The sequence below is a fragment of the Methylorubrum thiocyanatum genome, from assembly GCA_014138645.1.
GTDB lineage: Bacteria > Pseudomonadota > Alphaproteobacteria > Rhizobiales > Beijerinckiaceae > Methylobacterium > Methylobacterium thiocyanatum.
The window spans coordinates 299,836-322,034 of the sequence record JACJIB010000007.1; the positions used below are offsets into that span (position 1 = coordinate 299,836).

General features: G+C 69.3%; 20 protein-coding genes, 1 pseudogene and 1 other annotated feature. Of the genes and pseudogenes, 12 read left to right on the forward strand and 9 right to left on the reverse strand.

Annotated elements, in window-relative coordinates:
- The first annotated feature begins 172 nt into the window (after window positions 1–172).
- Window positions 173–847 carry a Crp/Fnr family transcriptional regulator gene (locus HNR51_RS20250; RefSeq protein WP_108939615.1) on the forward strand — a complete coding sequence of 225 codons (675 nt, stop codon included), beginning with the start codon at window positions 173–175 and terminating at the stop codon, window positions 845–847.
- 9 nt (window positions 848–856) lie between these two features.
- Here the strand turns inward: HNR51_RS20250 and HNR51_RS20255 are convergent.
- Window positions 857–1,614 (reverse strand): annotated as a pseudogene (locus tag HNR51_RS20255) (IS5 family transposase).
- 895 nt (window positions 1,615–2,509) lie between these two features.
- On the opposite strand from HNR51_RS20255, the gene HNR51_RS20260 reads away from it, so the two are divergent.
- The 6 genes from HNR51_RS20260 (at window position 2,510) to HNR51_RS20285 (ending at window position 7,162) form a co-directional block, all read left to right on the forward strand.
- Window positions 2,510–2,932, forward strand: a complete 423-nt coding sequence (locus HNR51_RS20260) for a hypothetical protein (protein ID WP_108939618.1) — start codon at window positions 2,510–2,512, stop codon at window positions 2,930–2,932.
- Window positions 2,933–3,051: 119 nt separating this feature from the next.
- Entirely contained in the window at window positions 3,052–3,549 is a 498-nt protein-coding gene (locus HNR51_RS20265; protein ID WP_108939619.1) for a PRC-barrel domain-containing protein, read from the forward strand.
- 186 nt (window positions 3,550–3,735) lie between these two features.
- Entirely contained in the window at window positions 3,736–3,951 is a 216-nt protein-coding gene (locus tag HNR51_RS20270) for a ribosome modulation factor (protein ID WP_108939620.1), read from the forward strand.
- A gap of 138 nt (window positions 3,952–4,089) precedes the next feature.
- Window positions 4,090–4,425, forward strand: coding sequence for a hypothetical protein (locus HNR51_RS20275; RefSeq protein WP_239681435.1), 336 nt, complete (start codon window positions 4,090–4,092; stop codon window positions 4,423–4,425).
- Complete coding sequence (locus HNR51_RS20280) at window positions 4,409–6,478, forward strand: ATP-binding protein (protein ID WP_108939622.1); 2,070 nt, start codon at window positions 4,409–4,411, stop codon at window positions 6,476–6,478. The genes HNR51_RS20275 and HNR51_RS20280 overlap by 17 nt, the downstream gene beginning before the upstream one ends.
- A gap of 18 nt (window positions 6,479–6,496) precedes the next feature.
- Window positions 6,497–7,162: a response regulator gene (locus HNR51_RS20285; RefSeq protein ID WP_108939623.1), complete on the forward strand. Its 666-nt coding sequence runs from the start codon at window positions 6,497–6,499 to the stop codon at window positions 7,160–7,162.
- An 83-nt stretch (window positions 7,163–7,245) separates the two neighbouring features.
- Here the strand turns inward: HNR51_RS20285 and HNR51_RS20290 are convergent, their stop codons facing one another.
- Window positions 7,246–8,499: a cation:proton antiporter gene (locus HNR51_RS20290; RefSeq protein WP_108939624.1), complete on the reverse strand. Its 1,254-nt coding sequence runs from the start codon at window positions 8,497–8,499 to the stop codon at window positions 7,246–7,248.
- Between the two features lie 134 nt (window positions 8,500–8,633).
- Here HNR51_RS20290 and HNR51_RS20295 point away from each other — a divergent pair, with 134 nt between their 5' ends.
- Window positions 8,634–9,929, forward strand: a complete 1,296-nt coding sequence (locus HNR51_RS20295; RefSeq protein WP_108939625.1) for a DUF2254 domain-containing protein — start codon at window positions 8,634–8,636, stop codon at window positions 9,927–9,929.
- Window positions 9,930–9,943: 14 nt separating this feature from the next.
- On the opposite strand, the gene HNR51_RS20300 is transcribed toward HNR51_RS20295, so the two are convergent.
- The 4 genes from HNR51_RS20300 to HNR51_RS20315 form a co-directional block, all read right to left on the reverse strand.
- The gene (locus HNR51_RS20300; RefSeq protein ID WP_108939626.1) at window positions 9,944–10,711 is read right to left on the reverse strand and encodes a potassium channel family protein; all 768 of its coding nucleotides are present in this window, start codon (window positions 10,709–10,711) and stop codon (window positions 9,944–9,946) included.
- A 273-nt stretch (window positions 10,712–10,984) separates the two neighbouring features.
- On the reverse strand, window positions 10,985–12,181 hold the full coding sequence (gene nhaA / locus HNR51_RS20305) for a Na+/H+ antiporter NhaA (RefSeq protein WP_108939627.1): 1,197 nt from the start codon (window positions 12,179–12,181) through the stop codon (window positions 10,985–10,987).
- A gap of 240 nt (window positions 12,182–12,421) precedes the next feature.
- Window positions 12,422–13,906, reverse strand: coding sequence for a SulP family inorganic anion transporter (locus HNR51_RS20310; protein WP_108939628.1), 1,485 nt, complete (start codon window positions 13,904–13,906; stop codon window positions 12,422–12,424).
- A gap of 108 nt (window positions 13,907–14,014) precedes the next feature.
- Window positions 14,015–14,070, reverse strand: a sequence feature (sul1 is cis-regulatory element that is thought to sense ions involved in sulfur or methionine metabolism; They are found in Alphaproteobacteria).
- Window positions 14,071–15,153: 1,083 nt separating this feature from the next.
- A complete protein-coding gene (locus HNR51_RS20315) occupies window positions 15,154–15,828 on the reverse strand; it encodes a Crp/Fnr family transcriptional regulator (RefSeq protein ID WP_091950950.1) in 675 nt (224 codons plus the stop codon).
- Window positions 15,829–16,013: 185 nt separating this feature from the next.
- Between HNR51_RS20315 and HNR51_RS20320 the strand changes: the two genes are divergently transcribed.
- The 3 genes from HNR51_RS20320 to HNR51_RS20330 all read left to right on the forward strand — a co-directional run bounded on the left by HNR51_RS20320 (window position 16,014) and on the right by HNR51_RS20330 (window position 19,330).
- The gene (locus HNR51_RS20320; protein ID WP_091950948.1) at window positions 16,014–16,814 is read left to right on the forward strand and encodes a pentapeptide repeat-containing protein; all 801 of its coding nucleotides are present in this window, start codon (window positions 16,014–16,016) and stop codon (window positions 16,812–16,814) included.
- A 277-nt stretch (window positions 16,815–17,091) separates the two neighbouring features.
- The gene (locus tag HNR51_RS20325; RefSeq protein WP_091950946.1) at window positions 17,092–18,174 is read left to right on the forward strand and encodes a YeiH family protein; all 1,083 of its coding nucleotides are present in this window, start codon (window positions 17,092–17,094) and stop codon (window positions 18,172–18,174) included.
- Window positions 18,175–18,238: 64 nt separating this feature from the next.
- Window positions 18,239–19,330: a molybdopterin-dependent oxidoreductase gene (locus HNR51_RS20330; protein WP_091950944.1), complete on the forward strand. Its 1,092-nt coding sequence runs from the start codon at window positions 18,239–18,241 to the stop codon at window positions 19,328–19,330.
- 14 nt (window positions 19,331–19,344) lie between these two features.
- On the opposite strand, the gene HNR51_RS20335 is transcribed toward HNR51_RS20330, so the two are convergent.
- The 3 genes from HNR51_RS20335 to HNR51_RS20345 form a co-directional block, all read right to left on the reverse strand.
- On the reverse strand, window positions 19,345–20,229 hold the full coding sequence (locus HNR51_RS20335; protein ID WP_091950942.1) for a LysR substrate-binding domain-containing protein: 885 nt from the start codon (window positions 20,227–20,229) through the stop codon (window positions 19,345–19,347).
- A gap of 61 nt (window positions 20,230–20,290) precedes the next feature.
- Complete coding sequence (locus tag HNR51_RS20340) at window positions 20,291–21,088, reverse strand: anti-sigma factor family protein (RefSeq protein WP_091950940.1); 798 nt, start codon at window positions 21,086–21,088, stop codon at window positions 20,291–20,293.
- Window positions 21,085–21,594 carry a sigma-70 family RNA polymerase sigma factor gene (locus tag HNR51_RS20345; RefSeq protein ID WP_108939630.1) on the reverse strand — a complete coding sequence of 170 codons (510 nt, stop codon included), beginning with the start codon at window positions 21,592–21,594 and terminating at the stop codon, window positions 21,085–21,087. Before HNR51_RS20345 ends, HNR51_RS20340 begins: the two co-directional genes overlap by 4 nt.
- A 197-nt stretch (window positions 21,595–21,791) precedes the next feature.
- Between HNR51_RS20345 and copM the strand changes: the two genes are divergently transcribed.
- Complete coding sequence (copM, locus tag HNR51_RS20350; RefSeq protein WP_091950935.1) at window positions 21,792–22,190, forward strand: CopM family metallochaperone; 399 nt, start codon at window positions 21,792–21,794, stop codon at window positions 22,188–22,190.
- The last annotated feature ends 9 nt before the right edge of the window (window positions 22,191–22,199 follow it).

Here is a 22,199-nt window from a genome sequence, read left to right on the forward strand (position 1 = left end):
CGGCTTGGTGTTGCGTCCCGGTGATCGGCTTATGGGACCTCGTGGAAAATGTTATGCCGGTGAGCCCGAACGAGCCGGTGACCTTAGGTAACACCGGCCTGGAACGGCGGGAGAAACTTCCAAGAACGACCGGGCGGTCATGAATCGCGCCGGCGGCAGGCGGACGACACATATGCCGGTCAACTATCAGGTCGAGCGCTGGATCGAGCGCTTTCCCCTCATCAAGGGCTTCTCCGCCGCCCACCTGCAGATCGCGCGCGGCACGGTGCACTTCCCCATCCTCGAAGCCGGTGCCGTCGCATACGAGCTCGATGGCGCTTGCGCGAACTACCTCATGTGCATCGATGGTCGGACCCGCGTGTTCCGGATGTCGGAGGGCGGGCGCGAGGTGCTGATCTATAAGGTCGGCGCGGGCGGGACATGCGTGCTCACTACCCAGTGCCTGTTGGCCGGCGGGGGCTTCCCTGCCGCGAGCATCGCGGAGGAACGCACCGAACTGGCGGCGATCCCTGCCTCAACGTTCCAGCAGTTGATGGCGGAGAGCCCGGAGTTTCGAAGCTTCGTCCTCGACGACTATTCCAGGCTCATGGCGAGCATGTTTACGCTGATCGAGGAGGTGGCTTTCGCGCCGCTGGAGCAAAGGCTCGCGCGCCGGCTCCTCACGGAGGCCGGACCCGACGGCGTTGTCCACAAGACCCACCAACAGCTCGCCGCCGATGTGGGCAGCGTCCGCGAGGTCGTCAGCCGCATTCTGGCGCAATGGGCCGAGGCCGGTCTCGTGATCCTGCGTCGCGGTCAGGTCGAGCTCGCCGACCGCGCGGCCCTGGCCTCCAACCGCCTGCATTAGGTCGCAGACTCATAAAGTTCGGAGCCAGACGCGAACGGCTGCGAGCTTGACGCCGGCGAGGAAGTTTTCCGGGTCCTTGTCGTATCGGGTCGCGACCGCACGGAAGTGCTTGATCTTGCTGAAGAACCGCTCGACCAGATTGCGGTGCTTGAACAGGAAGGCGCTGAAGGCGGGCACGTTCTTGCGGTTGGGCATCGGCTTCACGTTGGCCCAGGCCCCTTGCTCGGCCAGGCGCTCGCGCCGCGCATCGCTGTCGTAGGTCCGATCCCCCAGAAGGGTCTGCCCCGGCCCCAGATTGCCGAGCATGTCGTCGGCCGCCCGGCCATCGTGCGCTTGGCCTTCGGTGATCTTGAGCGCGATCGGCCGGCCCTCGGCATCCACCAGCGCGTGGATCTTGCTGGTCAGACCGCCCCGTGAGCGACCCATGCCACGGGATCGGTCGTCTTTTTTTTAGCGCAGCCAGCGTGCTGATGGACCCGCACACTGGTGGAGTCGATCATCTGCAGGTCGCCCTCGTAAGTCTCTGACACGGCTTTCAAAAGACGATCCCAGACCCCGCGCTTGCGCCAGCGCCGGAAACGGTTGCCTCACGTCGTGTGCGGGCCGTAGCGGGCCGGGATGTCGGCCCAGGGCGCGCCCGTGCGCAGCCGCCAGAAGATGCCGTTCAGCACCCGCCGGTCATCTGCCCGATCCTTGCCGCGCACGTCCGTCGGAAGAACCGGCTCGATCGCCGCCCACTCCGCGTCCGTCAGATCAAACCGCGCCATGCAAGACCCTCCATTGCCAGAGAACCAACGATCCGGGCGGGCAACCGGACCAATCGTTATGAGTTCGCGACCTAGACCGTCGGCGCTCGCGAACGACCGGCATCAGGACGCGAGGATACCGGCTAGGCCGACGAGCAGGAGCAGACCCACCGCCATCCCGCGCGCGGCCCAAAGCGGCCACGAGGTGGCGCCGTTGTCGTTGGCCGGACCCGGCAGCTCGCTTGGCCAGCGCCGCCACCGTCGGCAGGTCGACGGGGCTTGCAGGACCGACGGACCCGATCCGGTGTCATGGCGATGGCGACACGACATAACCGGGATATCGGATGCCGCGGCCGCCAGTGGCAGTGCCGCCAAGGACGCATTGAAGGTCGGCGTCGGCCGATGCCAGGCCACCGCCGAGGCGTGCCCAGTCCTCGATGGACACGTCCGCCGGGACCGTCGGCACCTGGGCGTCGCCCGTGCCGGCCGCGCTTCCGGTCTCCGGCCGTCTTCCCCAAGCGAGCCGAGCCTTCCGAACGATGGCTGCCCTCATGTCTCTCCCTCGTCCCTGTGAGCGGGGTGGGCCGGGCACTGCCGCCCGCACGATGGCGGCAGGGTCGGCGGCCCCGGTTTAAGCTTTCGTGAACCAAACCGGCCACGCAAGCCGACCCCGAGGCGGCGCCCTCAGGAGTGTCAGGCTTGTCCCGACAGGAATGCGGTCTTCTCCGACTGCGCACCCATCCCCCGCGCCACAGATCACTCGGTGAGCGGGAAGAGAGGGGCGCCGAGCCCGAGCGTCCCCGGCGGTCCGGCGCAGGAACGTCCGGCCCGCGGCCAGGCAATCGGCCACCCCGTCGAACCCGTCACGGTCGTGGCCCGCAAGGGTCAGCCACCACCATCACGGAGTTGAAACCCGATGAGACGTCTCGCACTGGCCCTCGCGGCCGTATCGAGCCTGATGCTGTTCTCGCCGTCGAGCGAGGCGCGACCCTTCGGCAGGGGCCATGGCTTCCACCATGGCGGCTTCGCAGGTCACCACGGCGGCTTCCGGGGCATCCGCCACGGCTTCCGGGGATACCGTTCGGTCGGCTTCCGTGGCTACCGCCGCGGCTTCGGCGGGTACCGTCGCGTCGGCTTCGGAGGTCCGCGCTACGGCTACGGTCGACGCTACGGCTACCGCCGCGGCTATCCCGGTCTCGGCCTGGCGGCCGGCCTCGGGCTCGGCCTCGCGGCATCGGCGGTCCGGCCGGCCTACTACGGGGGATACGGCGGCTACGGCTATGCCCCGGTCGGATACGGATACGGCGCCCGCGGCTCCTACTGCACCTGCGGCTACTGACCCCCGTCGAGGCGACCCGGCATTCCCGCCGGGCCGCCACCCGTTCCCGACTCCCTCGACGTGCGCCGGTCCAACCACGGGACGGGTCGAGCCCACGTCGGCATAGACAGGTAAAACCGATGAAGAACCTTGCACTCGGCGTTTTCCTCGCGAGTTCCGTGCTCGCCGGCCCCGTGCTCGCCCAGGACAAGGCGGCGCAGCCGCCCGCCGACGCCCAGACCAACCAGATGAAGACGCCACCGGCCGGCACCGCGCTGCCGACGACGGCCGGCGGCATGGGCGGGATGACCATGGCCGACACCGCGACCGCCAAGATCAAGTTCGTCACCGCCAAGCCGGCCGAGGTGACCTCGTCGAAGCTCGTCGGCAAGAACCTCTACAACAACAAGAACGAGACCATCGGCGAAGTCGAGGATCTCGTCATCGACAACGGCAAGACGGTCACCGGCGTCGTCGTCAGCGTCGGCGGCTTCCTCGGCATGGGCGAGCGCTACGTCCTGGTCGACCCATCCTCGATCTTCCTGCACAAGGCGGACGGCAAGCTCAAGGCGATGGTCGACACCGACAAGGACGCACTGAAGAACGCGCCCGAGTTCAAGTACAACAAGAACTCCTGACCCGCGGCGCGTGGTCCCGTGTCCGCGGGGCCACGCCCAAGCATTCCAGCGCCCGGGCGGTGTCGGGATGAACCTGACGGGCGTCGGTGAGAACGGCGACACCCGGCCAAACCGCTTGTCGCCGGCCAGTATACGGGCGCTACTCGAAGCCACTTCGCAAACGTCGATGTGGTGGAGGGAGTGTCGATGATCATGGACGTCATCAAGCAGGGTTCCCGCGCCCGGGCCCTCGGGCGGCCGCGGGATGCCTGTCCCCATCCGGCCGATTCCCGCGAGCGCCGGGCCTGGTATGAGGGTTACGACGGTTCGACCTGGGACTTCGCCGAGGGGGTCCCACATCCGGCCGTGACGGCCCGCGGCCCCGCAACACGGAACGGGGCGGTCGACCCGACCTTGGTCTAGGTCGCGACCCTCCCTCGACCGTGGGCTTCCCCGGCCTCAAGGCAAAGCTTCGGGACCGTTCGGAAAGGCGACGGAGGGACGATGGGACGGAAACGACCCCACTCGTTCGAAGGCCGGACCTTCGGGAGCCTGGAGCGAGTGGTCACGGCCCTGGTCGAGGCCGGCCTGCAGGACAGTGCGACCGCGCCGCCGAACCTGATCGGGCGGCTGCGGGACCTGGAGCGGAACGCCGCCGCCGGGGGCGACCGCCAAGTCCTGCAGGTGATCGCGTCGGGAGGTCGCCTCCTTGGCGATGAGCAGGCGGTGACCGATCCGCGCGTGCTGACCGATGACGGCATGGTCGGCGTGCCGTTCGTAGACGGCGTGGTCTCGGCCGACCATGTGGTAGGGAGCATGGCTCGGCCGCTCTCCCCAGCAGGTCCGTCCACCACGCCCCTCCCTGATTGGTTACCCCCGCATGACCGCCGGACGTGAGAACGGCGACGCCGGTCGGCCTGAGATCCATCGCGGCAACGGACGGACCTTCCTCGCTCTCGCGATGGCCGCCGCCATCCCCGTGCTGCTGCTCAGCGGCTGGGTGGCGACGCTCATGGCGCAGCAGCAACGCGGACTGACCCGGAGCGCCGCCGTGGCGAGCGCGGCCCGGGTGGCCGAGCGCGTCGCCTCCGACATCGCGACGCAGGTCGCGGTCCTCCGAGCCGAGGCCGCCTCGGCGAGCCTCGACCGGCCGGACCTCGCCGCCTTCTATGCCGAGGCCGAGCGGCTGAGGCGGGAGCACCCGCTCTGGGAAACCGTCGAGCTCGCCGGCCCTGACGGCGTGCAGGTCGTCAACCTGCTCCGCTCCCTCGACGACGAGCTCGGCCCCACCGCCGACCGCGCGAGCTTCGACGCGGTGGTACGGACGGGGCGGCCGGTGGTCGGCGGGATCGGGCCGCTCGGGCTGATCTCGGGCAAGCGCCTCGTCGCGCTGCGGGTGCCGGTCGTCCGCGACGGAACGCTCCGCCACGTCCTCTCGGTCGGCCTCGCCACAAGCGCGGTCAGCTCGATCCTTCGCGACGCGGGCGCGCCGGAGGGCTGGGTCGGGACCATCGTCGATGCGGCGGGCAACACTATCGCCCGCACACGGGCCGAGGCGGAGGAACTCGGCCACCCGGCCGGCGCCGCCCTGCTGGCGGCGATCCAGCGGGCGCCGCAGGGGTTCTACACCGGGTCTACGCTGGAGGGGCCGGACGTCGAGGTCGTCTACCGCACCCTTAAGGACACCGGCGGCTGGTCGGTGCATTTCGGTATGCCGGTCGCCACGCTGAACGCGCCGGTTTCGCGTTCCTACCTCCTGCTGGCCGGCGGCAGCGTGCTGAGCATCGGCCTCGGCCTCGCATTGGTCGGGCTGGTCGGGCGCGACATGGCACAGCGGAGGGCGGGCGAGCAGGCGCGCTTCGCCCTCGCCCTGCGGTCGAGCGAGGAGCAGGGCGCCGTCGCCGCCGAGGCTGCGGAGCTCGGCACCCTACGGTGGGATACGGCCGAGGAGACCGTGACGGCCTCCCGACGCGCCGCCGAGCTCTTGGGTTGGGAAGCGGAGGTGCCGGAGGGGCGCGAAATGACCGCGGATGCCGACATCGCCTTCCGGGCGGTCGACGCCGGCGACCGGGAGCGTATGGCGGCGGAGGTGCGGCGAAGCCTCGCCGAGGGCAAGCCCCTCGATGTGGAGTTCCGGGTCTTCCAGGCTGGTTCGGCGTCGCGCTGGGTGCGCCTGACCGGGCGAGCGCCTCGGCTTCGGCAGGGGAACCCCGCGGGCCTCGTCTACGGCGTAGTCTCGGACATCGAGCCGCGCAAGCGGGCTGAGGCGGAGCGGCTCGACCTGCTGCGCCGCCTCGGCGAGGCGCAGGAGAACGAACAGCGCCGGATCGCCCGCGAGCTGCACGACCAGGTCGGCCAGACTGTGACCGGCCTGTCGCTCGGCCTCAAGGGGTTGGAACGTCTGCTCGACGCGCAGGAAACCTCGACCGAAGCCGGACGGCAGATCCAGTGGCTGCAGCGCCTCGCCGGCGAGATCGGGCGCGACATCCACCGCGCCGCCATCGACCTGCGCCCGACCGCCCTGGACGACCTCGGGCTGCGCGAGGCGCTGGCGACGCTTCTGCGCGAGTGGGGGCAGCGCCACGGCGTCCGATCCGATCTGGAGTTCGTCGGGGATGCGTCGCGCCTCCCGGCGGCCGTCGAGAGCGCGGTCTACCGGATCGTGCAGGAGGCGCTCACCAACGTCCTCAAGCACGCCCGCGCGGCCACCGTCAGCGTCTGCGTCGACCGTCGCCCGGACGAGGTCCAGGTCATCATCGAGGACGACGGCGTCGGCTTCGAACCGGGCCCTGCCGTTTCCGTGGGGCGCAGCACGCCGACGGAGCCGCGGCTGGGTCTCTCGGGCATCCGCGAGCGTTTGACCCTTCTGAACGGCACGCTCGCGCTGGAGGCATCCCTGGGCGTCGGCACCACGCTGTTCGTCCGCATCCCGGTGACGCCAGCCGCCTGACCCACGAGAGGGAACAGCATGGACCGTATCCGCGTCATCCTGGCCGACGACCATCCGGTCGTCCTCGCGGGCATCCGGGCGCTGCTGAACGCCGACCCGGAGGTCGAGCTCGTCGGCGAGGCCACCGACGGCGGCGAGGCGCTGCCGATGATCCGCGCCGTCGCGCCCGACGTCGCCGTGGTCGACGTCTCGATGCCCGGACTGAACGGCCTTGAATTGACGGAGCGGGTGAAGGGTGAATGCCCCGGCACCCGGGTGCTGGTGCTGACCGTCCACGAGGATGCGGCCTACGTGCAGCCGCTGATGAGAGCCGGCGCGCGCGGCTACCTCCTCAAGCGCTCGGCCGCGGACGACCTGCTCCGGGCGGTCCGGGCCGTGGCCTCCGGCGGCGTCTATCTCGACCCCTCCATTGCCGGCCATGCCCTGGCGGCAACTTCCGGCTCGGATGGGCGCCCGGGCACGGCGGAAGGCCGCGAGCCACTGAGCCCGCGCGAGGCCGAGACCCTGCGGTTGATCGCGCAAGGCTTCAGCAACAAGGAGATCGCCCGGCGCATCGACGTCAGCGTGAAGTCGGTCGAGACCTACAAGGCGCGGGCGGCGGAGAAGCTCGGGTTGCGGACCCGCGCCGAGATCATCCGCTACGGCGCTGCACATGGCTGGCTGGACGCCCTGACTCTACGTTGATCCCGCCTGTGAACACACGGTCTCCGGGCTCGCTCCAATCCCCTCTGGCTGGCCGCAACCGTACTGCGAGGCTTTGAGGCAGCCTAGGTCGCGCGAAGCGTCCGCCTGGCTACGAGGCCGAGTGTTGAGCCCTGCACGATGATGGTGAAGAGCACGACGGCGTAGGTCGCCGCGAGGATGGCATGTTTGGCACCGCTATCCGGGAGCGAGAGCGCCAGCGCCACCGAGATGCCACCCCGCACGCCCGCCCAGGTCAGGAACGGCACGTTGCCGAGCGAGAGGTTGCCGCCCCAACGGAACAGCAGGACGGGTGTCGAGACCGCGACGAGGCGGGCGACGAGAACGACGGGAACGGCGCAGGCGGCCAACGCCAAGCTGGAGACCTGGAAGCGGAGGACCAACACCTCCAGGCCGATCAGGAGGAACAGTACCGAGTTCAGCACCTCGTCGATGAGCGTCCACAGAGCCGAGACGTACTTCTGGGTGGTGTCGCTCATGGCATAGCGGGGCGCACGCTCGCCGACGAGCAGCCCCGCCGCGACCACGGCGAGAGGCCCGCTCGCCCCCAGCTTCTGGGCAATCGCGTAGGTGCTGGTGACCAGCGCCAGGGTGATCAGCACCTCGACCGGGAAATCGTCGATGGCCTTCATTGCGCGGTAGGCGACGTAGCCGGTGACGATGCCGAGAAGCACGCCGCCCACGGCCTCGTGCACGAGGAGCGTCGCCACCCCGCCGACGCTCGTCGTCTCGCCCCCCGATCCCACCGCGAAGGCGACCAGCACCGTGAACAGCACGATGCCGATGCCGTCGTTGAACAGGGCCTCGCCCTGCATCTCCACTTCAAGGGCTTCCGGTACCTTGACGTTCTTCAGGGTGGCCAGCACCGCGACGGGGTCCGTCGGGCTGATCAATGCGCCGAACACGAGGGCCCAAGTCAGCGGCATCGGAGTGCCGAGCGCCTGCGCCGCGGCCCAGAAGGCCGCGCCGACCACGGCGGTCGACACGAGCGTCCCGAGGAGCGCGAGGGTGGCCACCGCGAAGGCGCGCTCGCGCAGGGCGCCGAGGTCGAGGTTCAGGGCCCCGGCGAACAGCAGGAAGGCGAGCATGCCGTTCATGACCACGCCGGTGAAGTCGACCTGGTCGAGGACACGGGTGAGATCCTCGTAGAGGTGCTGCTGCGGGAAGGCGACGTCGGCGAGCACCAGAGCGAGCGAGGCGAGGAGCCCCATGACGAGCAGCCCAATGCTATGCGGCATCCGCAGGAAGCGTCGGTTCAGCCAGCCGAAGAGGGCCGACAGGATGAGCAGCAGCGCGGCGAGATCGAAGATCGAGATCAAGGTGTGTCTTTCCCGCGCTCGGCGTCCCTGAACGAGCGGTTCCGGGTCGGACGGACCGTCACGTCCATGTCCAACGACCGGGACGGTCCTTCGTGCCGGTTGTCGCCGGCAGCGGGAGCTGTCAGGCCTCGACGATGAACGCACGCATCAAGGCCTGGCTGGAAATCCTCGGCGACCTGTTCTGGCTTCGCCCAGCTCTGGTCGTGCTCGGCTGCATCCTGCTGGCCCAGTTCGGGGTCTGGCTGGAGACGGCCCATATCGCCGGCTTCGATGCCTCGTCCCCGGACACGAACTGGGGATACTCGGGCGGCGCCGAGGGGGCACGGGCGCTGCTCAGCGCCATCGCCTCCTCGAACATCGGGGTCGCCGGCACGACCTTCTCCATCACCATCGCCGCCCTGACCTTGGCCTCGGGCCAGATGGGCCCGCGGCTCCTGCGCAACTTCATTCGCGATGCCCGCAACCAGACGGTCCTGGGCATTTTCCTCGGAGCCTTCGCCTACTCGCTGATGGTCCTACGCACGGTGCGCACCGTGGAAGAGAGCCCGTTCGTCCCCCACCTCGCCATCACCGGAGCCCTGGTCCTGGCGCTGGTCGCCATCGGCACGCTGGTCTGGTTCGTCCATCATATCGCCACCAGCATCAACATCGAGACCGTGGTCGATGCGGTCCAGCGCGACCTGTGCAAGGCCATCGCCAACCACACCTGCGACGAGGCGGGGCCGACTCGCCCCACCGAGGCGCCGAGCGGGTGTGCCACCGCCGCGACCGGTGGCGGTTACGTGCAGGCGATGGACACCGACGCCCTGGCAGATTGGGCCGACGAGAATCGGGTCATGGTCACCCTGCGGGTGCGGCCCGGCGACTACGTACCCTCCGGCTATCCGATGGCCTTCCTGTCCGCGCGGGCCGAGGGAGCCGAGGGGGCCATCCTCGACGCCGTGACGCTGGGTCGCCGTCCCGCGGCGCTCCAGGACTTGGAATTCTCGATCCGCCAGTTGGTGGAGATCGCGGTCCGGGCGCTGTCGCCCGGCATCAACGACCCCTTCACCGCCGGCAGCGTCGTCGACCATCTCGGGGACGCCCTATGCCGCATCGCTCCCCGACACCTGCCTACCGGTGTGGTGCTGCGCGAGGGCCGTGCCGTCCTGGTCCACCCGGTGACGGACTACGACGGGCTGTGCGATGCCATGTTCCACATGATCCGCCAGAACGCGGCCGGCTCAGTCTACGTGCTCGGACGGATGCTCGACGTGCTCACCCGCGTGGCCGAGGTCGAGCGGTTCGAGGACCGAGCCACCGAACTCTCCCGCCATGCGGACCTCGTCATCGCCGCCGCACGGCGCGACGTGGCGGACCCGTCCGATCTCGCCGACCTGGAAGACCGCCACCGTCGGTTCCGCAGGACCGCACCCGTCGCCGTCGCCTGACGCCCCGACCGGCGCTAGGTCCCCTCGTCCGGGATGTTCAGCAGGTGTCCGCAGGCCTTGCAGTGCACGGCGTCCGGCTCGTGGCGCTGCAGCCCGCACGCCTCGCAGGGGAAGCGCACCTTGTAGGGGCGGAACACCACCTGCGCGAGGCGGAAGAACAGCGTCACGCCGCAGATCATCACGAAGACGGACATCAGCCGGCCCGTCGGCCCGGGCAGAGTGATGTCGCCGTAGCCGGTCGTCGTAAGCGACGTCACCGTGAAATAGAGGGCGTCGACCGGTGTCTGGATCGCCGGATTGCCGCCGTGTTGGGTGGCGTAGACGATGCCCGTCATGACGAACACGAACACCACCAGGTTCGTGGCCGCGAGGATCGCGTCCTCGTTGCGGCGGAACAGGTCGCTGTCCTGCCGCAGCCGCTCCAGCAGGTGGTAGGTGCGCAGTAGGCGCAGCGTCCGCAGGATGCGCAGGAAGCCGACGCCCTCGACCACGACGGGCGCGAGGAACGAAGCCACCGCCACGAGGTCCGTCCACGTGCTCAGGTGCCGGAACTCGCGCAGCGACGCGCGGCTGATGAGCAGTCGAGCGGCGAAGTCGGCCAGGACGCAGGCGCCCACCGCGAGGTCGCAGGCGACGATCCACGGCGACAGCGGCAGGAACGAGCTGATGACGACGAAGGCGATGGTCGCCACGTCGAACACCAGCAGGGCGTAGCGAAAGCGGTGAGCGCCCCGCGAGTCGCCCTCGTACAGCTCGCGCAGCGTCGCGGTGATCATCGTCATCGGTCGTGTGACAGGAAGGGTCTGGATCTCAGGAATCCCGTGTAATCGCGTATCCGGCCACGGCTCCTACGGCATCGCCGGATAGCCAGGACAGGAGCATGAGCACCCCCACCCCGAGGAGCAGGACCCCCACGAGGGCGAGGATGAGGTCCGACAGGCGGCCTTCGATGGCGCCGGGACGACGCGGCGGCAACTGACGGGGCATGATGCTTCACCCGCTTCCGGGGAGTGGACGATGACGTCGCGCTCCGGCGGAGCGCGACAGGTGCCGGCTCAGTGGTGGGTCGGGCGGGCCGGGGCGAGGCGCAGGACCAGCGCCCCCGCGGCCATGCAGGCGAGAGAGCCGATCAGCACGCCGACCTTGGTCTCGGCCTCAAGCTCCGGGGCGTTCGCGAAGGCGAGCAGGCCGATGAACAGGCTCATGGTGAAGCCGACGCCGCAGAGGAGGGAGACGCCGTAGATCTGGGCCCAGGTCGCATGGGCCGGGCGCTGCGCCAGTCCGAGCCTCACCGCGGCGATGACGAGACCAAACACACCAACCTGCTTGCCCACAAACAGCCCGAGCGCCACGCCGAGCGTGACCGGGTCGAGCAGCATGCGCGGCGTGATCCCGGCGAGCGACACGCCCGCGTTGGCGAAGCCGAAGACGGGCAGGATGAGGTAGGCCGACCAGGGATGGACCGCGTGCTCGAGGATGTGGAGCGGCGAGGTCGGATCGTCCGGCTTGCCGACGCTGAGACGGAGCGGAACCGTCAGCGCCAGCAGCACGCCGGCGATGGTGGCGTGGACGCCCGACTTGAGCACGAACACCCACAGCACCGCGCCGAGCAGCAGGTAGGGCCACAGGCGGGCGACGCCGGCCTTGTTCATCCCGTAGAGGACCGCGAGCGTGACCGCCGCCCCGCCGAGCATCGGCAGCGACAGGTCGGCGGTATAGAAGGCCGCGATGATGAGGACTGCGCCCAGGTCGTCGATGATGGCGAGCGCCGTCAGGAACACCTTGAGCGAGACCGGCACCCGGGGGCCGAGCAGCGCCAGCACGCCGAGCGCGAAGGCGATGTCGGTGGCGGCGGGAATCGCCCAGCCGCGCAGGGTTTCGGGCGAGTTCCAGTTCACGGCGGCGTAGACGATGGCCGGGACCGCCATGCCGCCGAGCGCGGCCAGCCCCGGCAGGACGCGGTCGGGCCAGGTGCGCAGGCGCCCGTCGAGCACCTCGCGCTTGATCTCCAGACCGACGAGCAGGAAGAACACCGCCATCAGGGCGTCGTTGATCCAGTGCAGGACCGATAGGGGACCGACGTAGGCCTTCAGCGCGGCGAAGTAGGTGTCCGCCAGCGGCGAGTTGGCGATCACCAGGGCGAGCGCGGCGCTCGCCATCAGGACGAGGCCGCCGCCGGCGTCGCTAGTCAGGACGTTGCGCAGGGCCGACAGGGGACGGCGGCGAGGCCGCGAGGCGGTGAGCAAGGGCACGGGACTCCGGCGCTGGCGGCCCGACCAGCGCTCGTCCTGCCGGTCCGACCGACGGACCGCGCACCCTGCGCGGGCTATCGCATCCAAGCCGGACAGGGACAACCCGTCCCGCACCGGATCCCCAGGGGAGGCGCCAAAATTCGCCGGCGTGTCGTGTAACCGGCGGCAGGCCAAGCCTAAAGGCCTTGGGTCGGGCGGCACGGGCACGTGTCCCCGCCTGCGCCCATGCCTCTTCCCCGGTCAGTGGCCGGGTGCGACCAATGCAGCCCCCGGCTTGTCATGGGTGCCGAGCCGTTCGACCATCGTGGCCGTGGCCTCGTTCATGCCGATGACCTCGACCGGGATGCCGTGGTGCCGGAACTTGAGTACGACCCGGTCGAGGGCGTTGACGCTGGTGACGTCCCAGAAGTGCGCGGCCGTGAGGTCGAGCACGACGCCCCGGAGATCCTCCTCGCGGAAGTCGAAGGCGGAGTGGAACGCCTCGGCGGTGGCGAAGAAGATCTGGCCGGTCACCTTGTAGGTGCGAACCGCACGGGCCTCGTCGCGCAAGGACGCGACGCCGAAGAACTTGGTGACCTTGTGAGCGAAGAACAGGCCGCTGAGGATCACCCCGAACAGCACGCCCTTGGCGAGGTCGTGGGTGGCCACGACGACCACGACGGTGCCGAGCATGACGAAGCTCGACGACTTCGGATGGGTCACCAGCGTGTGGAAGGACTTCCACTGGAAGGTGTTGATCGAGACCATGATCATGACCGCGACCAGCGCCGCCATCGGAATCTGCGCCACGTAGGGGCCGAGTACGACGATCAGGAACAGCAGGAACACGCCGGAGAACAGGGTCGAGAGCCGCCCCCGGCCGCCGGAGGAGACATTGATTACCGACTGGCCGATCATGGCGCAGCCGGCCATGCCGCCGAGGAACCCGGAGGCGATGTTGGCGACGCCCTGGCCGGCGCACTCGCGGTTCTTGTTCGAGGTCGTGTCGGTCATCTCGTCGACGATGGCCGCAGTCATCAGGCTTTCCAGCAGGCCAACCATGGTGAGTGTCAGCGACACCGGCAGGATGATGCGCAGAGTCTCCCAGGTGAACGACACCTGCGGCAGGGCCACCCAGGGCAATTCGCTCGGGAGCGCGCCCATGTCGCCGACTTTGTGGATGCCGAGGCCGAGGTATATCGAGACGCCGGTCAGTAGGACGATGGTGACCAGCGGCGAGGGTACCGCCTTGGTGAGGTACGGCAGGCCGTAGATGATGCCGAGGCCGACCGCCGTTATCAGGTAGACGGTGGTGCTTTGGCCGATGAGTTCCGGCATCTGCGCCAGGAAGATCAGGATGGCCAGGGCGTTCACGAACCCGGTCACGACCGAGCGCGAGACGAAGCGCATCAGGTTGCCGAGCCTGAGCGCGCCGGCGGCGATCTGGAGGAGGCCGGTGAGGATGGTGGCGGCGAACAGATAGCCGACGCCATGGTCCTTCACGAGGCCCACCATCAGGAGCGCCATGGCGCCTGTTGCGGCGGAGATCATGGCGGGCCGCCCGCCCGCGAAGGCGGTGACGACGGCGATGCAGAACGAGGCATAGAGGCCGACCTTCGGGTCGACGCCGGCGATGATGGAGAAGGCGATGGCCTCGGGGATGAGGGCGAGGGCCACGACGGCGCCAGCCAGCAACTCGCGCGTGACGTTCGGAGCCCACTCGCTCCGTAGGTGGACGAGATCCATTGTTGTGAAAGGCTTTCCTTGTCCCAGGCGCGTTCGGTACGTCGCATGGGGCGCGCAACAGGGCCGGTCGGCCTCCTCGGAGGTCCGCGACTCAGGCACCACGATTTGCGTTATCCGGCGGATTGGCGGCCGGAAGAGCCACCCGGGCTTTCACCGGGTCCGGTCTTGTGGGGGAACCATAACCCAAGTGTTCGCTGCAGCGCAATGCGGCGGGTACGTCCGATTCCCGACCGGGGCAGCGGGATGCCGCGGATGATCGTTAGAGGTCGAGGACACCGAGCGCCGCGCCGATGAAAAGAAGGCCACCGAGCACGGCTGCGAAGATCGCGCGAGCCCGGACCCAGGCACCACCCTCGTTGTCGTTGCAAGCCGCCGGCGGCGTGCAGGTTCGACGCCGCCACTTGCGGGTCGAGCAGGGCGCTTCCCGGAAACTCGGCGTGGGCGGGCTATCGGACTGGTGGCGACACGACATAGGCGAACCGCGGGGGTGTTACTGCCTTCCTGCGGGACGGCTCCGGGATACTACATGGCTCGCCACTTACTGCCAGTACGGCTTGGTACCCATCGGCCAGGGCGACGACCGACACGAGGCGCTTGGCACCCTGGCCGAGCACCCGCGCGCGTCATCCGGCCCAGCGGGCGTAGCGTCGCTCTTCGCAAGGCTCGAAGTAGCGCCCGAACGACACCCGCACGTCCATCTCTTCTTGAGGGTCCCGGGGGTAAGCGGCTCCTTGTGCAAAGTGACGCCGCGCAGCGTCACGGCTCTGAGCTCTGGCAGGATCTCGTCGGGCATGAAGGGGCCGCGCTCGGCGATGAGCTCGGCTATCTCCTGCATGACACGGTCCCAAAAACTTCGCAGCCCGGAAGGTCGAGCTGCTTCTCGACCTTCCAGCGGCGAGCCTGGACGCGTGTGGCTTCGATCTCAAGATCATGTAGCCTCCCAGCTCGACCACTCCGCGCAGCGACCGCTTGCGAGCGAAGAGCGGCTATTCCAGCGGCTGTGACAGAAGGTCCGGAAGTGGCGCACAGCCGAACAAACGGCGTGCGAACTCCTGACCCATTGCAGACGGTCGGAATGTCCGCTTCCAGGCAGTTCAATGGACCCGGTTCGGCAACTTCTGGCCAGTAGTGGCCTGTCTGCTCTGGGGAGGGCTTGCCAAAAAGAGCAGACAAGGCCCTACCGAACCAACCCAGTCGTAAAGCTCGATTGGCGTCGGCCTCAAAAATGGACACCAGCACGCCGCCAGTCACCGCCGCCCGGCGGCCTCCAAGCGGGTCCGGTCAACAATCTCGACCGCGCCTCGACGAAGTTCGATCAGGCCCGCCTCGGCCCATTGTGCCAGAATGCGGCTCACCACCTCGCGCACGCTTCCGACATCGTCCGCGAGCTTTTGATGGGTCACCGCGGCGACGCCCCGCGGATCGGCTTCAGCGAGGAGGCGTTGCGCGAGGCGCTGCTTCAGCGGTGCGAACGCGACCTCGTCGATCAGCGTGAACAGGCCGGACATCAATCGCGTGTAGTCATCCATGACGAATCTGCGGAACGCCGCGCTGTCGCCGATCAGGTGCTGGAACGTGCCGACCGGCAGGGCCGCGAGTTCGGTCCGCTCCTCGGCCACGCTCTGCGCCGGAAAGGTGCCGCCGGACAGGAGACACTGAGTGGTGAGGGGGCAGGTGCCGCCCGGGCCAACCTTGTAGATCAGCACCTCGCGTCCGCCCTCCGACATCCGGAAGATCCGCGTGCGTCCCTCCAGGCACATCAGGTAGTTGGCACACTCGCCATTTAGTTCGTAGGCGATGGCGCCTGCATCCAGCACCGGGAAATGCACGGTTCCCCGAGCGATCTGAAGATGCGCCGGGCTGAGAGCTTGAAGAAGCGGAAACCGGTCGATCCACCGCTCGACCTTTTGGGCATCCGTCATGGCTGGCGTGGTCCCCCGGCCATGACGACGGGTTGATCGTCCGGCGCGCGTTGCGTTTTCCTCCCGCCGCGCCGGATTTGTGTGACCTGGGTCACCGACCGGGTGCAGCGGCCCGGCATAGCATCGCGACACAACGAACACGATAAGGGTGCCCGCCATGCGTGGCGCCCGCCGGGAGTAAACCGATGCGCCGCTTAGCCCTCAGCTTCATGCTCGCCGTCTTCGCTGCCGGCCCCGCCGCGGCCGAACAAGATCTGCTGCTCGGAGCCGACATGTCCTCGCCTGCCATGACGAAGGCCGAGATGAGCCGCGCCGACGTAGAGGCGATGATCCAGGCCGCGGACGGTAAGCCCATCGACCTGCACGACAAGGCGCTGTCGGGCCTCGATCTCTCCGGGTTGAATCTCCGGGGCGTCAACTTACGAACTGCGCGCCTGAACAAGGCCAATCTACGCGGCGCCGACCTCAGCGGCGCAAACCTCGAACAGGCATGGCTCCTGAAGGCAGACCTTTCCGGGGCCAAGCTCGCGGACGCGAAAATGTTCGGCATCACTGCGCGGGAGGCCAACCTCAGCGGGGCCGACCTCAGCCGGTCCATGCCCATCGGCGATTTCAAGGGCGCCAACATGAGCAGCGCCACGCTGGTCGATCTCAAGGGCGGAGCCAACATCAAGAATCAGTCCATGGGTCTGATGCGGGCGGTGTTCACCTCGGTGAACCTGTCGGGCGCGAACCTCAAGGGAGCCAACCTCGGCCGGTCACGCCTGGAGTATGCGAATCTTAAGGATGCCGATCTCACTGGCGTGGTGCTGATGGGCTCAGACTTGTCCGGGGCCAATTTGACCGGTGCTACGGTCACGGGCGCGGACTTCAAGAACGTCGATGTCAGCGGCGCTCGTCTCATCGACCTCCAAGGTCAGTCCGAGGCCAAGGACTGGGCGGAGAGGGTGAACATCGACCGTGCCGTCACTCAGGCATCCGATTGATCCGCCCGTTCACCAACCTGACGGCCCGCCTCTGACCTCAACGGTTTCTGTCTCAAGAAACCTAGTCAGCGGTAATCTACAACGTTCCCTGATATCAGCGAAGCCGCAAACTCGGGTTGCCCAATCGACAAGACTGGCTTCAAGCCAAAGCACGACGTTCGTCGTCCCCAGCCAAATCATCGCATCGCGTGATCAAAATGATCGATACGTTCCGTTGGATCGAACGAATGGACGCGGTCATGGTCGTGGCAGATCCAGTCCGCGAGGTGCACGCACCATGCCCGCAGCAGCCTTTCTCCGATCACGCGCTCTTGCCCTGTCTTCCATCCTGCCCGGCCTGAGCCTTTGCCTCGCGGTGACGGGCGCCGCCCTCGGGCTGGAGATGGTCGAGAAGCATATCTTCGGCCGTGCGTGGCTGGAGGCTCTGGTCCTCTCCATCGTGCTGGGCACGGCCGTCCGCACGGCCTGGAACCCTGGTCGGCGCTTCGCTCGCGGTATCGCGTTCGGCGCCAAGACCGTCCTGGAAATCGCCGTCGTCCTGCTCGGCGCCTCGCTCAGCCTCGGGACGCTGCTCGCGGCCGGGCCGGGGCTCCTCGTCGGCATCGCGGTGGTGGTGGCCCTCGCCATTGCGGCGAGCTACGGCATCGGCCGAGTTCTCGGGTTGACCCCGCGCCTGGCCATCCTCGTCGCCTGCGGCAACTCGATCTGTGGAAACTCGGCGATCGCGGCGGCGGCCCCGGTGATCGACGCGGACGGCGAGGACGTCGCCTCTTCCATCGCCTTCACCGCCGTGCTCGGCGTTCTCGTCGTTCTCGGGTTGCCGCTGCTCGTGCCGCTGCTCGGACTCTCACCGATGCAGTACGGTGTGCTCGCGGGGCTCACGGTCTACGCCGTGCCGCAGGTTCTCGCCGCAACCGCCCCGGTGGCCGCCCTCAGCGTCCAAGTCGGCACCCTGGTCAAGCTGGTCCGCGTGCTGATGCTTGGGCCAGTGGTCCTGGCTCTCTCGCTCGGGATTAGCTGGCTGCGCGCGGGGACGGGCGTGACCGTACCGCACCGCACGGCCGGCGAGCGCCCCGCCTCGGGCCGGATGCCGCTGCACCGGCTGGTGCCGTGGTTCATCCTCGCCTTCCTGGCCTTGACGGGTCTTCGCTCCGCGGAGCTCGTTCCCGAAGCGGCTTTGCACCCCATGGCCGCGGCGGCGAACGCGCTGACCATCGTGTCGATGGCGGCCCTCGGCCTCGGCGTCGACGTGCGCAGCGTCGCCAAGGCGGGACCACGCGTCACCCTGGCGGTAGTCGCTTCGCTCGCCGCCCTGACGGCCGTGAGCCTCGGGCTGATCCGCCTGCTCGGCATCGCCTGAAATAGGCCTGCCACCCGGCGCGTATGAGCGCGTTGGAGTCCGACCTTCTGCGATAGAGACACCCATGTCGAGCTTGACCGAGCGTATGGCGCGCCTGATCGTTCATGGGGAGCGCCCCTACAATGCCGAGCCACCGCTGACCCGCCTGCGGGCCCGTTACCGGACCCCTGCGGAAGACTTCTACGTCCGCTCCCACGGCGACCTGCCGGAGATCGACGCCGCCGCATGGCGCCTGTCCGTCGATGGCGCGCATGTCGGTCCCCTCGATCTGTCGCTGGCGGATCTGCGCGCGCGTTTTCCCGAGGCGACCGTCACGGCCACGATGCAGTGCGCCGGCAACCGCCGCGCCGATATGCGGGCGGTCGCCCCAGTCTCGGGCGATCCTTGGGACGGCGGCGCCATCGGGACGGCGGACTGGACCGGCGTCCGCCTCGGCGACGTCCTGCGTGCGGCGGGCGTAGCGCCAGGAGCGAACCTCCACTCGGACCTCCATGTGGCCTTCGAGAGCCAAGATGTGGTGGAGGGACGGCCCTACGGCGTCTCGATCCCGCTCGCCAAGGCGGTCGCCGGCGAGACACTGCTGGCCTTCGCGATGAACGGGGCATCGCTGTTGCCCGAGCACGGCTTCCCCGTGCGGGCCGTCGTGCCGGGCTTCGCGGGCGTGCGCAGCCCGAAATGGCTGAAGCGCATCACGGTGCAGGACCATCCCTCGACCAACCCGATGCAAGCCGACGACTACAAGCTGTTCCCGCCGGACGTGACGGCCGAGACCGCCAATCCCGCGAAAGGCCACACCATCGAAACGATGCCGCTCAACGCCGCGATCTGCGAGCCCGCGCGCGGAGCCCGGCTCAAGGCGGGCGAGACCACCATTCGCGGGTACGCCATCGCGGGAGATCGGGCGATCGTGCGCGTCGATGTCTCGGGCGATGGCGGTCGGTCCTGGCATCAAGCTACGCTGGAACACGAGGCCGGCGCTCCCTTCGCCTGGACGTTCTGGGAGATCGTGCTGGACCTTCCGTCCGGCGAGCGCGACCTCGTGGTGCGCGCCTGGGACAGCGCCGGGCAGACCCAGCCGGCGCGGCCGGACGAGACGTGGAACTTCAAGGGCTACCTCAGCGCCTCCTGGCACCGTGTGTGGGTCGAGGTCGCCTGAAGGGCCGCCCCCCGTCAGGGGGCGGCACGGATCAGGTCGAGCAAGGCGTCGGCGGCGCGACTGCGGTAGCGCTCCTTGTGGCGCAGGACCCGGAAGGTTCGCGTCGGCAGAGCGAAGGGCACGGCGACGAGCGCTCCGGTTCGCAGAGAGGGTCCGACCACCGCTTCGGATAGAACGCTCGCCCCGGCCCCCGCCACGACGGCGGCGAGGACAGCCTCGTTCGACGGCAGTTCGAGGGCAACCGTGAGTGCGTCCGGTGCGATGCCCAGCGCGACGATCGCCGCCTCGAAGGCGGAGCGCGTGCCCGATCCGGGTTCGCGCAGCACCCAGGAGACTGAAGCGAGGTCGGATCGTCCCGACCGCGCGCGTGCGGCCAACGGGTGATCAGGCGCGATGACGAGGATCAGCCGGTCCTCGGCGACCGGAGTGCTCGCGAGGCTGCCGTCCTCGATCGGGCCCTCCACGAAGGCGAGTTCCGCCGTCCCGGCTCGGACCGCCTCGGCGGCTTCGGCGGTGTTGCCGATGCCGAGCCGCAGGACGATGTCGGGATAGGCCGCCCGAAAGGCGACGAGGTGCCGGGGGAGCCAGTGGCTGGCGATGGTCTGGCTCGCCTGGATGGACAGCGTGCCGCGCCGCAAGCCGCTGAGGTCCGCGAGCACCTGTTCGGCCGCCTGGGCGCGGGCGAGCACCGCGCGAGCCTCGCTGAGAAAGACGCCGCCCGCTTCGGTCAGTTCGATGCCCCGGCCGACCCGGTGGAACAACTTGACGGCGTGCCGAGTCTCCAGTGCGCTGATGGCGGCGCTGACCGCCGACTGGACGAGGTTCAGCGCCTCGGCCGCCCGCGTGACGTGCTGGCGCTCGGCAACCGCCACGAAGATGCGCAACTGGTCGAGGGTCATGGCGTCTCGTGCTCGGCGGGGGCCTTGGCCGGCGTGGTCCGGCAGGGTTCGGATACGAGCATCACCGCGCGACTTCGCGCTTGCCCGAGACCTGCGCATCGACCGCCTCGGCGACCCGGAGCAGCCGCGCCTCGTCCGTGCGGGCCGTCACCACGTAGGACATCCCGGCATCGATCCACGAGAAGGCGGCCACGTCGTCGGCGCGGGCGTAGCGGAACACGCCGCGCCCGCCGGTCGGCCCGGCCCGGCTGTACAGGGTCAGGCGGGTGCCCCGGTCGTCGTCGTACATCAGCATCGCCGCCGGCTCGTCTCCGGCGGGGAGCAGGCGCCCGCCCATGAGCCGGAATCCCTGCGCCCGCAGGTCCGGCACGGTGACGGGCCGGCCCAGGCGCGCGCTGAGCCATCGCACGAGGTCGGTCGAGCCGTCGGCGCGGACCTCGACCGGATGGGCGGCCTCGACCACGTAGGTGCGGAAGGCGGAGACGGCCGCCTGCGTCATCGGTTCGGCGTGGGCGCCCGGGCCCGGCACGGCGCCGCGCCCGGCCCACCCGGCCGCGCCGCCGAGGGCGAGCAGGAGCGCCGCCGCCGCCGCGCTCGGCCACCGACGCGGGAGGCGCATCCGGCGCGAGCCTGCGAGGTTCGCGATGCGCAGGCGGGCGGGGATCGGCTCGTCCGCCACGGGCGCGAGGCGCGCCCGCAGGCGTTCCCGCACCTCCCGGTCGGCGGCGACCCGGGCGGCTGCCTCCGGATGCGCGGCGAGCCACGCCTCGACGCGGGCGCGGCGGCCCGGATCGAGCCGTCCGTCCACAAAGGCGTGCAGGTCGTCCTCGCCGACGGGACGCGGGTCGGACGCGGTCATTTCACCCTCCGCAGATGCCCGGTGACGATCGTGGGAGCCCGGTCGAGGAAGGCGCGCAACCGGCCGCGCGCCCGGCTGAGGCGCGACATCACCGTGCCGACGGGGATCGCGAGCACGGCGGCGACCTCGGCATAGGACATGTCCTCGACCGCGACGAGGAGCAGGACGGACCGCTGCTCCTCGGGAAGCGCGGCGATCCCGTCGAGCACGTCCCGCGCGCCCACGGCCGCCTCGGGATCGACCCCGGCCTCCGCGATCTCCATCAGCGCCTCCGGGCCGACCTCGATGCCCCGGCGGCGGCGCACGCCTTCGAGGTAGCGGTTGCGCAGGATCGCGAACAGCCACGCCCGCAGATCGCCCTCGCGGCGCTGCGGCCAGGCGCGGATCGCCCGTTCCAGCGTGTCCTGGACGAGGTCGTCGGCTGCTTCGCGCTGCCGCAGCAGCGCGGTCGCGTAGCGCCGCAGGGCCGGAATCTGCGGTTCGATCAGGACGGCGAGGTCGTCCAAGGGTGGTCTCCGGATCGCGGCTACGGCGATGCCCGTGCCGCCGTTCGGAACAGAGATGCCGGAATTGCCCGAACTATTCCAAACCTCGCCCCGGTGAGTTGATCACGCATCCGTGACCGATTGGCCGGGAGCGGCGTGAAATATCCCGGCCCGGCCGGCATCTCTCCCCGCGTGACCTCGACACTGCGGGAGAGACCATGCGCGGAGCACCGACGGCGATCCTCATCACCTTGTTCATGGCCGGGGGTGTCCTGGGCGGCGGCATGATGATGCGCGCCGGGCATGCGGAGACCGCCCCCGGCGGCTTCGATGCGATGATGGCCCAATCGATGGCGCGGATGCACGCGGACATGGCGGTGTCGCCGTCCGGCGACCCCGACCGGGATTTCGCCGCCATGATGATCCCGCACCATCAGGGCGCGATCGAGATGGCGAAGGCCGAACTCGCATACGGCCGCGACCCGGTCCTGCGTCGGCTCGCGCAGGGCATCGTCGTCGAGCAGGCGCAGGAGATCGAGGTCATGCGCCGCGCCCTCGCCGAGCGACCGGTCGCGCAGACCCCACCGACGCAGCCGCCGGCCCGCCACCACCACTGAGCGGATCGC

Excerpts from the sequence above, each read along its gene's own strand:
- HNR51_RS20265 (WP_108939619.1), top strand. The coding sequence starts at position 3,052 with ATGAAGAACCTTGCACTCGGCGTTTTCCTCGCGAGTTCCGTGCTCGCC.
- HNR51_RS20330 (WP_091950944.1), top strand. The coding sequence starts at position 18,239 with ATGTCGAGCTTGACCGAGCGTATGGCGCGCCTGATCGTTCATGGGGAG.
- HNR51_RS20280 (WP_108939622.1), top strand. The coding sequence starts at position 4,409 with ATGACCGCCGGACGTGAGAACGGCGACGCCGGTCGGCCTGAGATCCAT.
- HNR51_RS20250 (WP_108939615.1), top strand. The coding sequence starts at position 173 with ATGCCGGTCAACTATCAGGTCGAGCGCTGGATCGAGCGCTTTCCCCTC.
- HNR51_RS20270 (WP_108939620.1), top strand. The coding sequence starts at position 3,736 with ATGATCATGGACGTCATCAAGCAGGGTTCCCGCGCCCGGGCCCTCGGG.
- copM (WP_091950935.1), top strand. The coding sequence starts at position 21,792 with ATGCGCGGAGCACCGACGGCGATCCTCATCACCTTGTTCATGGCCGGG.
- HNR51_RS20340 (WP_091950940.1), bottom strand. The coding sequence starts at position 21,088 with ATGACCGCGTCCGACCCGCGTCCCGTCGGCGAGGACGACCTGCACGCC.
- HNR51_RS20335 (WP_091950942.1), bottom strand. The coding sequence starts at position 20,229 with ATGACCCTCGACCAGTTGCGCATCTTCGTGGCGGTTGCCGAGCGCCAG.
- HNR51_RS20295 (WP_108939625.1), top strand. The coding sequence starts at position 8,634 with ATGAACGCACGCATCAAGGCCTGGCTGGAAATCCTCGGCGACCTGTTC.
- HNR51_RS20325 (WP_091950946.1), top strand. The coding sequence starts at position 17,092 with ATGCCCGCAGCAGCCTTTCTCCGATCACGCGCTCTTGCCCTGTCTTCC.
- HNR51_RS20310 (WP_108939628.1), bottom strand. The coding sequence starts at position 13,906 with ATGGATCTCGTCCACCTACGGAGCGAGTGGGCTCCGAACGTCACGCGC.
- HNR51_RS20285 (WP_108939623.1), top strand. The coding sequence starts at position 6,497 with ATGGACCGTATCCGCGTCATCCTGGCCGACGACCATCCGGTCGTCCTC.
- HNR51_RS20320 (WP_091950948.1), top strand. The coding sequence starts at position 16,014 with ATGCGCCGCTTAGCCCTCAGCTTCATGCTCGCCGTCTTCGCTGCCGGC.
- HNR51_RS20315 (WP_091950950.1), bottom strand. The coding sequence starts at position 15,828 with ATGACGGATGCCCAAAAGGTCGAGCGGTGGATCGACCGGTTTCCGCTT.
- HNR51_RS20300 (WP_108939626.1), bottom strand. The coding sequence starts at position 10,711 with ATGACGATGATCACCGCGACGCTGCGCGAGCTGTACGAGGGCGACTCG.
- HNR51_RS20260 (WP_108939618.1), top strand. The coding sequence starts at position 2,510 with ATGAGACGTCTCGCACTGGCCCTCGCGGCCGTATCGAGCCTGATGCTG.